This window comes from Vibrio thalassae (genome assembly GCF_900089835.1).
Classification (GTDB): domain Bacteria; phylum Pseudomonadota; class Gammaproteobacteria; order Enterobacterales; family Vibrionaceae; genus Vibrio; species Vibrio thalassae.
Genome location: NZ_OANU01000064.1, coordinates 55,816 through 70,406, shown reverse-complemented (window position 1 = coordinate 70,406; position 14,591 = coordinate 55,816). Strand labels below are relative to the sequence as shown.

The window sequence follows — 14,591 nt, the reverse complement described above, 5'->3', positions numbered from 1 at the left end:
AATGGTAGATTCAAACCAATCCCCACAAGCTAGTTTCCTTTCAAAAGGATGGAAGTATTTCGTCACCGTCGGCATCGTTGTCTCCCTAGCAGGTATCGGTGCGATGGCGTTACCGGTCTTTGCAGGTGTTACCATCTCAACCATCATCGGTGCTGTACTGTTATTTAGTGGTCTTGTACAGGCGTATCACACCTTTTCTATGAGCGCATGGGGACAAAAACTGTGGTATGTCCTAAGTGCAGTGCTCTACATTATCGGTGGTTTATTCATCCTGTTTAAACCACTTGCTGGGCTGGTCACCATCACCATGCTGATGGTGTTGGTGATGATATTAAACGGACTGACACGAATCTTCTTTGGACTTGCCAATCGCAGCCTTCCAAGTAGCGGTCTCATCATTTTCAGCGGACTTCTGTCCGTCATCATCGGTGGCTATTTCTTTACCTTACTTGAAGACCCCGCGTTCTCCACTTCATTACTAGGTACTTTCATTGGCATTTCTCTGCTAATTGAAGGGATCAGTTTCGTGTTTTTGGGTATGAAGTTAAAACAGCTAAGCAACGAAAACTGAAAAAGCGATAGCGAGTTGAATCGCTTTTACACCATCTAGGTTAAGCTGGTGGAGTTACTTATGACATTGTAGTATTGAGTGAATACACATGACACGGGATACCAGCTCAGATGGATGATAACCTATTAAGAAGGCTAGACTTTAACACACTGAAGCTGCTGAAAGTCCTTGGTGAAGAACGCAACACCAAACGCGCTGCCTAACGCTACGCTCAAAATCATCAATTGGGGGCAAGATACTGAGCACGATCTTAAGCTTGCACGCCTTCATATTGGCATCAATTACTTACCTATGGATATATCCAAACAGGTGATACAGAAAAAACTGACTTATTGCTATTTCAAACTAATTTGTCGAAACGGCCATCCAGTCCTTGAAACACAAAGAACCACACAAGATATTGGACAATACCCTCTCGCATTGCTTCAGCTTCCTGACTTCAATAAGAAAGAAAACTTAATCGAAACCAAACTGCGAGAAGTCGGAATTACGCCGAAAGTCGGGCTTAGAGCCGACCAACTCAGTATCTGCCTACATGTCGTTGCTCAAACCGACTCGATATTGCCTTGTGTCGATATTTTTGATGCTGATTTACCGCAAGGGACTCAGTTCTTCTCAGCTCATAAAGAACACCAATTAGGTAGTGATATTGGTGCCTTAATTCCAAGCAAACTCTCCAATGCGCCATTGGTGAAATGGTTATATCGCGAAGTTCGCACCGTATTTGAACAGCAGGAAAAGACTGAGCAAGAGCCTTAATACCACAAACCCCACTGCGAACTAGTTTCCGTAACTAGCTCATTGACAGTGGGGAAAAAAGTATCAACGTGGCTGTACGCTTAGTTAATTACCATAGTTAAACGTCGCTTTAGGAACCATCAAACTTTCCAGCTCGGTTCCCTTGTAGATAATACTTTGCGCAGTATTCCCTGCTAGACCCGCTTGAGGCAGGTAATAGCGGACCACAAAGTAATAGTCTTCCCCATCAACTACTGGCATCCAATAAGTCCCATTTTCTGGGTTGTCGCTTGAGAAAGTAATAGTGACATTCCCTTCACCGTCTGGCGTAGTATTGCCACCAGCCCATACTTGACGATCTGACCCACCTATCGTCGCAGGGTCCAGCGGTAAGCGCGTCTCATCAGAATAACGCGTCACCGACCAAAACTTACCCACCGCTTGGTCATGAGGCATAGTCAACACAAAATCTTCTGAACCATTCAACTGCTTACCTTCAGGCGTCATTGGAATTAGCTCATAATAAGCGTGCTCAGCCGGGAAGCCTAAGTGACCTAAATGAGTCAACAGCGAACGACGTCGCTCATCAGCAAGGTCATCTGCATGTCCTGGGTGCTCAAAACCGGATAAATTATTCACCACCAAGCCAGATGTCCCTAACTCGTGGACATAATTGCGAACCTCATTAAGTCTTTGTTTATCAAAGCTGTCATCGGAAATAATGGTTTGCATATGAGTGTGCGTTTGTGCCCAACTATCTGAAATCTCATCGGCAAACTTAATGACAGCATGAATATGACATCCCATGTGTGGTCTGCCCACCCTGGGAACTCAAAAGTATTCACTCCATTTTGCTCCATAAACGCGACCATATTTTCCATATGATGGTAGACACGTTGACCCGTAAGTTCTGCATCCGTAGGAGTGCTATCTGCGGCGCTGACCAGAGAGCCGAAAGACAAAGATGCCACTAATAAAGAGAGTGTTGTTTTTTTCATCGTCGTACCTATAAAACCGTTTGTGATTGCCTTAGCAATTCATTGGATTGTCGTCTTGATGGGTGGTAACAAAGCCAGAGTTAGAATTGGTTGTTGTATTCCACTCTAAAGTCCGTGCCTTGTAGCACTTCGCCAAAGTTCCAGAATGCTCGCAGGTTACTTCGGTTGTTCAACTGATAGCTCGCCGCAATTTCATGCTGCCAGCCATAAAAGTTGCTGAAAGACTCCACTCCACCAAGTTGAGTGGTGTACATCGGGTTGTAGTTCAGCCAGATATCATCGGTAATTTCGATTTTTGAGTAGAAACCCACTAGAGCAAAACTCGAGGGGATGGTGTAACCGATGGAACCGTCATAATCCGGGCTCGGTTGAATCAAAGACGAATGAACATCCGCCATATTAATGCCAATTCCCGCTAGTGGATAAAACTGTACGGCGCCCATTTTTGGTAACGCTTGAATCAAGGAATAGGAAGCTGAGCCTACTTTGTTATCAAAGTCCCAGCTAAGATCAACTTGAGAGCCCAGTCCACTATTGATGTCGACGTTAAAATGTCGATATCGTAGAGAGTCGAACCTATCATCCCCCTTTAACCCCAAGCTGTCTGCAGCAAACCCTTTGGCTTCTAGTACATGCATCGCCATGGTTGAGTCATTATTGGTATCGTAAGCCTGACCAAACTTAAAGTTGATACCTTTATTGGTCACGCCCATACCCGCTTGCGAATACACGGCTAGTGGGTCAGACATATCCTGATATTCGTCTGCCGTTACTGAAACTGACGTTAAAGAAACCAATGCTGTTAAGATCGTCCAACTCAGCGGACTTTTTGCTGTTTGTAAATTCATAATTACTCTGATTTATTTCAAAAGCCCTCCTTAGCAAAAACAAATTATTGGACTTAATTACTTATTAAATTCAGGCAATTAATTCCAAGCAAACTCAGGAAAACCATAGCTTCACCTGACAGAATGAATAATAAAACAGAATTAACTGGCGTCTGAAATGCCCCATTAAACTTAAAATATTACCTAAAGTAATATCTCGGGTTTAACCGTAGAATGGATAGGTAGATGCGGCGAATAATGTGCAGCGACACCAATGATGTCGCGCCTATTCGAGCATCTACAGATAATCAGGTAGGAAGAAAGTGGGTTACTGCATATTTTCAAAGTAAGCTAAAAATTCTCGAGTATCCTTTTGAAACAGCGGCAGCGCCATCGCGATTTGCTCGTCACTCCAGTTCCACCATGCCAGAGCCTCTAGGCGGGGCCCGAAGCTGTCATCATCAAAACGGGGACGAAGGACTCGCGCCGGATTACCGACCACAATTGAGTAAGCTGGGACATCTTTTGTCACTACGCTCCCCGCTCCAATAATCGAGCCGTTGCCTACGATCACTCCGGGCAAAATGATCGCGCCATGGCCAATCCAAACATCATGACCTATCACTACCTTGTCTTCTTCACGCCAACTGAACACTTCGTCATCCAATACCGATGGGTTATCTCCCAAGCCGTATTTACCAGGGCGATAAGTGAAGTGGTGCAGAGTTGGCCTCCACCATGGATGATTGCTTGGATTGATGCGAACGGCGGCGGCGATAGACGTGAACTTTCCCTCCTCGGTAAACATCAAATTGCAATCATTTTGGATATAGCTGTAATCACCAACGGTGACGTTATTTAACACGCATCGCTGCGCAATCTCAGTCCAACGACCTAATTCGGTGCGATGTAATTGGCTGCACGGCGATACGCTCGGCTCAGCAGAGAGAGTTGGTGACAGCGGCTGGTTCATAGTGGGATCTCCTGTCCGTCATGAAGAAGCTGAAAGCTGTCAGAAAAACACTGTGGATGTCGTTTGGCCCAAAGCAAAACGTTGTGACCTAAATGAATCAGGCCAATACGCTCAGGTTGACATTGCTCAGCGATGTTCTGCACTTGGGAGATATCGTTATGGTTATTGCTAACTTTTGTGTGTTCGCACTCGATAGGGGGAAAGCTGCAATCAGTGACAATCCAGTCCACTGTGCGCTGTTTAAGCCACTGCGTCGTCGCTTCTGGCAGCCCATTGGTATCGGTCAAGTAAGCAATGCAATGGCCATTCAGCTCAAAGGCATAGCCCACACAAGGTCTAGAGTGGTTGAGGGGGAGTGGCGTTACTGTGATGTCTTGCCATATAAAGGATTGAAACGGCAGTGAACGCTGCGAAAAATCCAACACGCCGGGGTATTTGTACAAATCATCACACCCTTGCTCGTCCTCAGGTGCATGTACTGGAATGAGCGTCCCCTTCCCCCAGCGAAGATCAAACAAGCTGTGCACATGGTCCATATGAAAATGTGTTAACAGAATCTTATCGATCGAACCAGGTGGGAAACGATCCAGAAGATCGGGAGCATTGGCATCTAACAGCAGCTTACGACCATTGTGTTCAACATAAGCTGAGCTTTTCTCACGTCGCAGAGTTCTATCCAGCCTTGCTTCAGCACATATTTCGCAGTCACAGCCCCAAACAGGCACCATAGCACTGTTCCCCGTGCCCAACATGACAAGCTTCATCACGATTTCCCTTCAAGTTGAAAACGAATGTGGCGGAACTGCTTTGCGCTCGATTGCACGTCACCGCTATTATCAATTGGGTAAAAACCCTCTTGTTTCGATAAGGTGAATTCGGTGGCGCGTTGTAACCTTAGTTCAATCTCTTCGCGAGATTCGCGTCCTCGGTTTTGCAATCGAGCCCGCAATACGTCCAACTCTACATTGACCACAACAGGAACCAGATCTGACCCAAAGCACTGTTGCGCTTGAGCCAATTCCGCACGCGAGCCATTCAGCAAAACCGAAAAGCCTTTATCTAGCCACGCTTTCACCTCTAACCCCACACCGTAGCACAGCCCATGGGCCTGCCAGCTCATGGCAAATAGCCCTTTTTGCTGTCTTGATAAATACTCTTGCTCACTAACGGCAACATGGTTTTCACCACCAGCACCAAAAGGACGCGTGATATAGCGATGAGCAACAATAATATCTTCAGGATGATCGGCGCGAATGGCATCAATTAGGGTATCTTTGCCCGCACCTGAAGGGCCTATCACGTAGTAAAGCTTGCCTTTGCGCTTGGTTGAGGCGTCGGCGTAGCCCACCATAGATGAAAAAGAAGCATCCGAAGATGCTTCTAATAGTGTGTTATTCGTCATCGGCTAAAACACCTTTTTACCTTGTCGCCAAACGCGAGCGACCAAAGGATGCCCATCCACTTGTTTTGCTAATACAAGGTCGGCACGCTTCCCTTCTGCAATAACACCGCGATCATCTAGGCTCAGTGCTTGTGCTGGGTTCTTGGTAACCAGTTGAACAGCTTGCGGCAGCGTTAACGTGTTGCGCTCATCCCACGATAACTTGTAGATACCTTCTAGGAGGCTCATTGGGTAATAGTCTGACGATAAAATGTCTAATACACCGTGAGAGGCCAGTTCGTGCGCAGCGACATTGCCTGAATGAGACCCTCCGCGAACCACATTGGGTGCGCCCATCAACACTTTCAGTCCAAGCTCATGAGAGCGTTTCGCCGCTTCCACTGTCGTAGGGAACTCTGCAATGACCATTCCTAAGTCTTTTGACTCTTGAACGTGCGCCTTTGTCGCATCATCGTGGCTCGCCATTGGGATGTTATGTTCTCGGCACTGACGACAAATTTCATTGCGGTTTCGTGTCGACCAGCGCTCAGAGAGCTCTACTTGCTTGTTCTCAAACGCCGCCATCTCACTGTCCGTTAAGTTGTGCTTGCCTTGATAGTAAGTTCGATACTTTTCTACATCCACAAACTGGCGCTGACCCGGTGCATGGTCCATCAACGACACCAACTGGACTTCCGGTAAATCGACATATTTCTCAAACATTCCGACTGTGCTTTCATGTGGTACTTCGCAGCGAAGGTGCAGTAGGTGCTCAGCACGAGTCAAGTTACGTTTTTGGCTATCCACGACCGTATTGATGAACAGATCCAAGTTAGTTTGACGTTTCTCATCTCGAAAATCACCCAGCGCCACGGCATCTAGTACCGTGGTAATGCCTGAGCCAATCAATTGAGTATCATGCGCACTCATCGCAGAGAAAGGCGGCCAATCCACTTTTGGTCTCGGAGTAAAGTACTGCTCTAGGTTGTCGGTATGCAGTTCAATAAAGCCAGGCATGAGAAAGTCACCTTCTCCGTCATAGGCACCTGCCACCTGACTTTGTGAATCTGACATACTAACGATTTTGCCGTCACGGAGCTCTAATGAGCCTTTTACTACTTCGTTCTCAAGAACCAAATTTACATTGGTGATAATCATGCTGCTTTCTCCCGTTATGCGCATGCTGAGATGGAGGTTGCCTGAGCACTGCCCTGCTCGGCCTGTCGAGTGGCTTCGTTTTGTTTCTTCACGTCATACAAACGGTCAGCCACCTGATCTCGAGTCGCTTCATCGTGGAAAATTCCCACAATGGCGGCGCCGCGATCTTTCGCTTCTTGAATCAGATTCACCACCACTGCACTGTTGGTGGCATCTAACGACGCCGTAGGCTCATCCAACAGCAAAATGGGATAGTCGACGATAAAGCCTCGGGCGATATTCACCCGTTGCTGCTCACCACCAGAAAACGTGGCAGGCGCTAGATTCCAAAGATGCTCTGGTACATTAAGACGAGTCAGCAGTGTTTTCGCTTTTTGCTCGGCTTGATGACGACAGCCACCCATTTCTAACATCGGTTGCATCACCACTTCCAAAGCGCTAATACGAGGAATGACACGCAAAAATTGGCTGACCCAACCGATGGTATGCTTGCGAACATTGATGATTTCGCGCGGCTGCGCCTTAGCAATATTGACCCAGCGCCCTTGATGCTCGACTTCGATGTTGCCTGTATCCACAAGGTAATTGGCGTAAAGTGCCCGTAGCAAAGTGGATTTCCCTGAACCGGAGCGGCCATTAAGCACCACACACTCGCCGCTTGAGACGCTAAAATTAGCGTTGCTCAGCACATCCAAAGTAATGCCATTTTGGTTATGCAGAACAAAGGTTTTGCTTACATCGGAAACGATGATTTTTGTTTCAGTTGTCATGATAGTAATTCCTTTATTCAGCCATCAGTTCTGCAACACGGACGAAACCAGTAATTGGGTGTAAGGGTGCTGCGGATCATCAAGTACTTGGTCCGTCAGCCCAGTTTCTACCACTTCACTGCGACGCATCACCATCAGTCGATGAGCCAGTAAACGCGCCACCGCTAGATCATGAGTGACAATAACCACAGCCAGTTCCAGTTCTGTGACAAGGCGGCGCAATAGGTCGAGGAGTTTTGCTTGCACCGAGACATCCAATCCGCCTGTCGGCTCATCCATAAAAATCAGTTTCGGGTGAGTCACTAGGTTGCGAGCAATCTGCAAGCGCTGCTGCATACCACCAGAGAACGTGGTTGGCATGTCATCAATTCGGTCTTGAGGAATTTCTACATCAGTGAGCCACTTGGTTGATGCCGTTCGAATATCACCATAATGACGCTCGCCTACGGCCATTAAACGCTCACCAATATTACCGCCCGCAGAAACACGGCCGCGCAATCCATCCATCGGATGCTGATGCACAACGCCCCACTCAGTGCGCAGTAATTGACGACGTTGACTTTCTGCCATCAAATAGAGGTTTTCGAGTTGAGTTACCTGATCTTCCCCGCGACCTCGGATGTAAAGCACCTCACCGCTGTCTGGCGTTTGGCGACCCGACAGTGATTTTAGTAAGGTACTTTTACCTGAACCCGACTCGCCAACGATGCCTAGCACTTCGCCGGGGTATAAATCAAACGAGACATTGGTAAAGCCTTTTCCTGGTGCGTAAAGCTTGGTGAGGTTACGAACCGACAATAGTGGCTGCTCACTTACATCAGAGGTATTAGTGTCAAATGTTGGCTGTTTCACCGCTAACGTGCTCATACGTGACTCTCCGTTTCCTTTGCATGGAGGGTGTGTTTTTCTACTTGCTGAGAGCAGTAATCAGTGTCCGAACAAACGAACATATGATTGCCTTTGTCATCCATCACCACTTCATCTAGGAAGGTGTCTGTTGCACCACAAATGGCACACGGCTCATCCCATTGTTGGATTTCAAACGGATGATCTTCAAAATCTAAACTCTTCACTTTTGTGAATGGTGGAATGGCATAGATTCGTTTTTCACGTCCTGCACCAAACAGCTGAAGCGCCGCCATTTTGTCCATTTTCGGGTTGTCAAACTTAGGGATCGGAGAAGGGTCCATGATATAGCGATCGTTGACGCAAACCGGATACGCGTAAGAGGTAGCAATATGACCAAATCGTGCGATGTCTTCGTACAGTTTGACGTGCATGATTCCGTACTCTTCCAGCGCGTGCATTTTTCGCGTTTCCGTCTCTCGCGGTTCAATAAAGCGCAACGGCTCTGGAATCGGAACTTGGTACACCAAGATCTGGTCTTTATCGAGAGTGATTTCCGGAATGCGGTGACGCGTTTGAATGATTGAAGCGTCTACCGTTTTCTCGGTGGTTTTTGCGCTTACTACTGACTTGAAAAACTCTCGAATGGAAACCGCATTCGTCGTATCGTCGGCACCTTGGTCAATCACTTTCAGCGTGTCGGCTTGGCCAATGATCGCTGCGGTAATCTGAACACCGCCGGTTCCCCAACCGTACGGCATCGGCATTTCACGACCACCAAATGGCACTTGATAACCCGGAATCGCCACCGCTTTGAGCAGAGCGCGACGAATCATACGTTTGGTTTGTTCATCAAGGTAACCGTAGTTGTAGCCGGTCACACCTTGCCCATGAGTGTTAGTTTGTACTTGGCTCATTACTGGCTCTCCTGTTGGTTCTGTTCACCCTGAGACTGAATGAATTCATCATGCTCTTTGTGCATCTTACGAAGCAGTTCTAACTCTGCTTGGAAATCCACGTAGTGAGGCAGTTTCAGGTGAGAAACGAAGCCTGCCGCTTCCACATTATCTGAATGCGATAACACGAATTCTTCGTCTTGAGCGGGCCCATCAATGGCTTCATCGTAATCTGCCGCTTGCAGTGAGCGATCCACCAGCGCCATTGACATCGCTTTGCGCTCGGTGGAGCCAAACGTCAAACCATAACCGCGAGTCAGTTTGGCTTTTTCTGTTTTGCTACCAACAAAACCATTCACCATTTGGCACTCGGTTAACTCAACTTCACCGATATCAATAGCAAAGCCCAGCTCCTCTGGCACCAAACTTAAATCGCAGAAACCGATACGAATTTCGCCTGCAAATGGGTGATTTCGTCCATAGCCGCGTTGCGTCGAATAGCCGAGTGCCAGCAAGAATCCTTCATCGCCACGAACCAAGTTCTGTAATCGCGCACTGCGATCACACGGATAGTTCACCGGATGCATAGTGATATCTTCTGGGGTTTGTTGGTTATCTTCTTCGGTCGTCATCAAGTCGAGATTTTCAAGAATGCTCATCACTTGAGGGCACACTTCCATCGCTTGAACATCTGAGGTGTCGACTCGCGGTGCTTCACCTTCAGCAATCAAACTAAAGTCCAGTAGACGATGGGTATAGTCATATGTCGGCCCCAATACTTGTCCACCAGGCAGATCTTTATAGGTGGCGGAGATGCGGCGCTCAATACGCATGTCACTGGTGTTTACAGCCTGTGAAACCGAAAGGCGCGGCAACGTGGTGCGATAAGCACGCAGTAAGAAGATCGCTTCGACTAAATCGCCGTTCGCTTGCTTTACAGCCAGTGCTGCTAATTCACGGTCATAAATGCCACCTTCCGTCATCACGCGATCAACGCTACCAGAGAGCTGCTCGCTGATTTGAGCCACCGTCAATTCAGCCAATTCAGGATTACCGCGACGCTTTTTAGCCTGTAGCTGATGCGCATTGTTAATGGCTTTTTCGCCACCTTTTACTGCTACATACATGAGTTCACCTCAACAAGTGTGGTACGTGGTAAGCAGGCAATGCTCTCATCGTTTACCAAGATCAAATCAATACCAAGCGGAAAAGCGAAATGCTCTTGGCGTCCTTGTAAGAAGTGCTGAAATGCCTTAGAGGCCACACCAATATTCAACACCGATTGTGATTCGATTCCCGGTCCAGTTAGCGTTAGCGTGATGCCACCTTTAGATAGATTCGCCACAGAGCCATTGGCTAAGCTGCCTAGCTCAACAATGACCGTCGTAGACTGATCTGGGTACTCTTCACAGCCAAGGCTAAATGTTGCGTTATTCCAATCAAAATCAGCCAAATCTTGCTCAGCAATCACAGCAAAGCTGGCACTGTTTTGTTGCTCGGTGACGGGGCTGCCACAGTGAAAGCGGATATTTTCACGAATGGCGGCGTCTTTTAGGTGAGACTCTGACAGCCATATCGGCGTGGCATTGTCGCTTAGGCTCAACAAGGTTTGTGTTGCTGCTTTATGCATCGAGCCAAAGCCTTTGCTCAAATCTAGAGTGACGGCCTCACCTGGTTCAGACATCGCCTTAAGCAGTAATCTAAAGCACTGCTGGCTGTCATGGACTGCATCTTCAAATGCAGTAGTAATTGTGGTCATTATCTCTGCCTTACTTGGTTAATTCGTTAAACCAACTTTGTTCATGTTCCTTGAATCAATCTTCACCGCGTACCATGGTGAAAAAGTCCACCTTACTGGTCGCCACTTCTTTTGCTCTGAGTTGCTGCTGCTCTTTTTTCATCGCCGCTAAGGGTTCAATGACCATGCGCATCAACTGTTCATGGTGTGATTGGGTCTGTAGCAGGCCATCAATGACGGCAGCCAGCTCTGCTTGCGCTTTATTGCGACCGCGCAAGTAGCTATACCCCATCTCCCCACTGTCCAATTTGACGACAGCTCGAGTGATCGTGGCATCGCCCATATTGAACTCACGACCGCTCCCCCCCATTCGAGCGCGAACCTGTGCCAACCCGATCTCTGTTTGACGTACCATCTGATAACTCGCTTCAATCTTGGTTGAGTGCCACAGTTGCTCTAACTCGCTCTGCTGACTTTGCGCCAATGTTGACATCCAGCTTGCTCTTTCGCTCACAGCAATCATTTAATGCTCCATTACTATTTCAGTTGCGTCGGAACGGCTATTGGAGGTCGAAAACTCGGCCACCACGTCGGTCCCCTTGATAACGTTTTTGGTTTTGACTCTTAGAATTGGTGTGCTTGGTGTAATTTGCAGCAGTCGGCATTCTTCACCCGTTGGTGTTTTTGCGCCTACACGGGTTTCTTTGCGCTCAAGCTCTATATCAAGCCCACGTTTAATGAATTCGTGTAATGAACCACTTTGGTAATTCTTCAAAATGCTCCACCACTCTATATTGGCTAGGTAGTGATCAATGATGGTGCGAGGACACTCCTCGGTTTTTCGCAGTGTGCGGATATGGATAATCTTGCTGCCTTCTGAGACGCCAAGATTTGCGGCTATGTCCATAGGAGCGACAAACACTCGATGTTGAATCACTTCGCAGCGTGGCCTTGCCCCTTGTTCAATCAGATTCTTAGTAAAGTGCGCGCCCGAATGCACGTGATACTCACTGGGCTGCCTTATCACCATATTGCCTTTACCTTGATGGCGTTGAACCATGCCAGTACTCACCAATTCATCGATCGCACGACGCAAGGTATGTCGGTTGACATCAAAGCGCTGAGCAAGTTGCCCTTCTGAAGGCAGATAGTCCCCCGGCGCATATCGCTCGCGAACTTCCTGCTCCAGTTCGATGGCAATGTCTAAGTAAACGGGCATGGTGGCTCCTGTACCTGATGATTTGTCTAGATAAGTTCTCAGTTGCAGCAAAGGGAAATGTAGGTATTGGGCTCACTTTCCCTGTCTAGCTTTTCTGAGAACATCCAGTCGGTAGAAGTACTTTGCGGGTGGAATATGACGCTTACGTGTCGGTTTGGTTGCAAAATCGCAACAGATTTACGGTATGGAAGAGTTGTCTAGACAAGCTTGAAGCGTTGATTTTATTTAATTTCCAGCGGAACTTTTGCCTATGTTCCGCTGACATATATAAACCCCAAATTCATATTAATTTGACCTGATAGGTTGGTTCATTGTTGCGCGAATTGATTAGTGCATCTTGAAACAACTTGGGTATACTCTGCATCAACTTTTTAAACCAAGAAGAAATCATGAAGAACTATCTGACTACATTCTTAAAAGGAATGGCGATGGGTGCGGCAGACGTCGTGCCTGGCGTTTCAGGCGGAACTATCGCCTTTATCACTGGTATTTACGACACACTGTTGGAGAGCATTCGCCGTGTTAACCCAAGTCTGCTTGGTATATGGAAACGTAAAGGCTTCAAAGCGGCATTCAACTATATTAACGGCTTTTTCTTGATTGCTTTGTTTGGTGGCATTCTGACCTCCATTCTGTCACTGGCAAAATTCATCTCGTGGGCATTAGAAACCCATCCAGTTCCTGTGTGGTCTTTCTTCTTCGGCCTGATCATGGTGTCTGTTTATCACATGATGAGACAAGTGGAACACAAAACACTGTCTCGTTTTGTCTTTCTTCTCCTCGGAGCGGTGTTTGCTTACAGCATCACAGTGCTAAAACCGCTACAAATGGATCCAACCTCTATCAATATCTTTTTTGCCGGTTGTATCGCCATTTGTGCAATGATTCTTCCGGGTATTTCGGGTAGCTTTATCCTGCTGCTTCTTGGTATGTACACACCAGTTCTGGGAGCGGTAAAGGGCCTACAACTCGATGTTATGGCCCTATTTGCTACAGGCTGTCTGATTGGTCTGCTGTCGTTCTCGCATGTATTATCGTGGCTGCTTAAGCGTTACCGCGATTTTGCTCTGGTGTTCCTGACAGGCCTGATGCTAGGTACGCTACCTAAGCTTTGGCCATGGAAAGAGACCATCTCTTGGCGCATTAACTCTAAAGGTGAGCAAGTACCGCTAATTCAGGAGAACCTGTCGCCGTTCAACTTTGAGTCAGTAACGGGTCAACCATCACAACTGGCGATTGCAGTCGTATTGATGCTGGCAGCAATTGGCCTGGTTCTGGCACTTGAAAAGGTGGCGAAAAATGGTGAATAACTGCATCACCCGCTAGTCTGAAAAGAGGGCGACTGATATCAGTCGCCCTCTTTTTTGGTTCTAAACGCAGACCACTCCAACAATAACTGGTGTTAGAACACAAAGTTCACCATCACGGTATATAAGTTGGCTGAAGGTTCGCTTGGAGCATCAAGAAAAGCCCCGCGATAATAAGTGCCATTTTCATTCTGCTGAGACTGCAGCCTGTTCCACTCGGCGTTCAGTGACACGTTGTAGATCAGATCATAGCGAAGTCCTACCGTATAAGTATCATTGGTCATGTCATAGTCGCCGTTAAATGATTGCCCGTAACTCACATAAGGCACGAATGACTGAAGTCGATAATCGGCTTGCAGATACCACGCCGCGTTCTCGTCGTTTTTCTGCCCCTCTATGGTCACTTTGACCGGCTGGAAATCATACTCAAACCCAAGAGAATAGAGTTCAAAATGCACTTTCGGCGTGTCATCAATAACTAAACCAAGTTGATCAAATCGAGCAATTTCCTGATATTTTGAGCGGAAGTAAACCAGATTCAGTTTGTACTGATCGCCTTCAAGTGTTCCATTGACCCCATAGGTATAATCAGATTTGAACTTGAGTGATAGTTGAGAAGTGTAACGAATAAACTCTCCGTCGGTCCCCATCCCATAGAATGGCACCAGTGAAATTAGCGTTGAGTCATTTAATGACGAATTCCATTTCAGACTCACACCATCATATGAAGTAATGCCTAACAGCGAGTTATAATAGTCTTGTTGCAATCTGGCAGTGGTATAGGCATGGCCCACATAGAAATATTCAGAGGCAAGACCATAAGGAAGGCGTTGACGCCCAACGGTAGCCTGCCAGTCCGAAAAAGAATACCCTAAATACGCCCACTCAAGATGGGGCTCACTCCAATGCTTTTGAGGTCGTTTCACTACCTGAGCAGAAGCATGTAATCCACCCTGATAGTAATCTGCCTGGATCCCAAACACCGTATCGCAATCCCAACAGTTTTCATTGGCAATTTCTCGATTCACCAATAGAGGGGTACTGTTATCCGAGCGCGCCCATGATGTTGAGCCAAAACCGCTCACAGAAAAGTTGTCGGTAATATCAATCGCAGCCAAAGCAGGTAACGTCATGAAGGCAGCACATAACACAACAAGTTGTTTTCTCAT

General features: G+C 47.2%; 17 protein-coding genes. 3 read left to right on the top strand and 14 right to left on the bottom strand.

Features of this window, described 5'->3' with window-relative positions:
* The first annotated feature begins 1 nt into the window (after position 1).
* Both VTH8203_RS16275 and VTH8203_RS16270 read left to right on the top strand, forming a co-directional pair.
* Positions 2 to 571, top strand: a complete 570-nt coding sequence (locus VTH8203_RS16275; protein ID WP_096994617.1) for an HdeD family acid-resistance protein — start codon at positions 2 to 4, stop codon at positions 569 to 571.
* Positions 572 to 742: 171 nt separating this feature from the next.
* The gene (locus VTH8203_RS16270; protein WP_158296165.1) at positions 743 to 1,330 is read left to right on the top strand and encodes a LysR substrate-binding domain-containing protein; all 588 of its coding nucleotides are present in this window, start codon (positions 743 to 745) and stop codon (positions 1,328 to 1,330) included.
* Between the two features lie 84 nt (positions 1,331 to 1,414).
* Here the strand turns inward: VTH8203_RS16270 and VTH8203_RS16265 are convergent, their stop codons facing one another.
* The 13 genes from VTH8203_RS16265 to phnF all read right to left on the bottom strand — a co-directional run bounded on the left by VTH8203_RS16265 (position 1,415) and on the right by phnF (position 12,115).
* Positions 1,415 to 2,116, bottom strand: a complete 702-nt coding sequence (locus VTH8203_RS16265; protein ID WP_096994615.1) for a DUF1214 domain-containing protein — start codon at positions 2,114 to 2,116, stop codon at positions 1,415 to 1,417.
* 271 nt (positions 2,117 to 2,387) lie between these two features.
* Complete coding sequence (locus VTH8203_RS16260) at positions 2,388 to 3,155, bottom strand: hypothetical protein (protein ID WP_096994614.1); 768 nt, start codon at positions 3,153 to 3,155, stop codon at positions 2,388 to 2,390.
* 307 nt (positions 3,156 to 3,462) lie between these two features.
* A complete protein-coding gene (locus tag VTH8203_RS16255; RefSeq protein WP_096994613.1) occupies positions 3,463 to 4,107 on the bottom strand; it encodes a DapH/DapD/GlmU-related protein in 645 nt (214 codons plus the stop codon).
* Positions 4,104 to 4,871, bottom strand: a complete 768-nt coding sequence (phnP, locus tag VTH8203_RS16250; RefSeq protein WP_096994612.1) for a phosphonate metabolism protein PhnP — start codon at positions 4,869 to 4,871, stop codon at positions 4,104 to 4,106. The genes VTH8203_RS16255 and phnP overlap by 4 nt, the downstream gene beginning before the upstream one ends.
* Positions 4,871 to 5,509: a ribose 1,5-bisphosphokinase gene (gene phnN, locus VTH8203_RS16245; protein ID WP_096994611.1), complete on the bottom strand. Its 639-nt coding sequence runs from the start codon at positions 5,507 to 5,509 to the stop codon at positions 4,871 to 4,873. Before phnN ends, phnP begins: the two co-directional genes overlap by 1 nt.
* 3 nt (positions 5,510 to 5,512) lie before the next feature.
* Positions 5,513 to 6,646 (bottom strand): alpha-D-ribose 1-methylphosphonate 5-triphosphate diphosphatase, encoded by a 1,134-nt coding sequence (gene phnM, locus VTH8203_RS16240; RefSeq protein ID WP_096994610.1) that lies wholly within the window; start codon positions 6,644 to 6,646, stop codon positions 5,513 to 5,515.
* A 14-nt stretch (positions 6,647 to 6,660) separates the two neighbouring features.
* Positions 6,661 to 7,416, bottom strand: coding sequence for a phosphonate C-P lyase system protein PhnL (gene phnL, locus VTH8203_RS16235; protein ID WP_096994609.1), 756 nt, complete (start codon positions 7,414 to 7,416; stop codon positions 6,661 to 6,663).
* A 24-nt stretch (positions 7,417 to 7,440) separates the two neighbouring features.
* The gene (gene phnK / locus VTH8203_RS16230) at positions 7,441 to 8,283 is read right to left on the bottom strand and encodes a phosphonate C-P lyase system protein PhnK (RefSeq protein ID WP_096994608.1); all 843 of its coding nucleotides are present in this window, start codon (positions 8,281 to 8,283) and stop codon (positions 7,441 to 7,443) included.
* The gene (locus VTH8203_RS16225; RefSeq protein WP_096994607.1) at positions 8,280 to 9,179 is read right to left on the bottom strand and encodes an alpha-D-ribose 1-methylphosphonate 5-phosphate C-P-lyase PhnJ; all 900 of its coding nucleotides are present in this window, start codon (positions 9,177 to 9,179) and stop codon (positions 8,280 to 8,282) included. Before VTH8203_RS16225 ends, phnK begins: the two co-directional genes overlap by 4 nt.
* Entirely contained in the window at positions 9,179 to 10,285 is a 1,107-nt protein-coding gene (locus tag VTH8203_RS16220) for a carbon-phosphorus lyase complex subunit (RefSeq protein ID WP_096994606.1), read from the bottom strand. The genes VTH8203_RS16225 and VTH8203_RS16220 overlap by 1 nt, the downstream gene beginning before the upstream one ends.
* Positions 10,276 to 10,917, bottom strand: coding sequence for a phosphonate C-P lyase system protein PhnH (gene phnH, locus VTH8203_RS16215; protein WP_096994605.1), 642 nt, complete (start codon positions 10,915 to 10,917; stop codon positions 10,276 to 10,278). Before phnH ends, VTH8203_RS16220 begins: the two co-directional genes overlap by 10 nt.
* 55 nt (positions 10,918 to 10,972) lie before the next feature.
* Positions 10,973 to 11,419, bottom strand: a complete 447-nt coding sequence (gene phnG / locus VTH8203_RS16210) for a phosphonate C-P lyase system protein PhnG (protein ID WP_096994604.1) — start codon at positions 11,417 to 11,419, stop codon at positions 10,973 to 10,975.
* Positions 11,420 to 12,115 (bottom strand): phosphonate metabolism transcriptional regulator PhnF, encoded by a 696-nt coding sequence (gene phnF / locus VTH8203_RS16205; protein WP_096994603.1) that lies wholly within the window; start codon positions 12,113 to 12,115, stop codon positions 11,420 to 11,422.
* Positions 12,116 to 12,504: 389 nt separating this feature from the next.
* On the opposite strand from phnF, the gene VTH8203_RS16200 reads away from it, so the two are divergent.
* Positions 12,505 to 13,425: a polyprenyl-phosphate transporter gene (locus VTH8203_RS16200; RefSeq protein ID WP_096994602.1), complete on the top strand. Its 921-nt coding sequence runs from the start codon at positions 12,505 to 12,507 to the stop codon at positions 13,423 to 13,425.
* A gap of 92 nt (positions 13,426 to 13,517) precedes the next feature.
* Here VTH8203_RS16200 and VTH8203_RS16195 read toward each other — a convergent pair whose 3' ends face one another.
* Positions 13,518 to 14,591 (bottom strand): porin family protein, encoded by a 1,074-nt coding sequence (locus VTH8203_RS16195; protein ID WP_096994601.1) that lies wholly within the window; start codon positions 14,589 to 14,591, stop codon positions 13,518 to 13,520.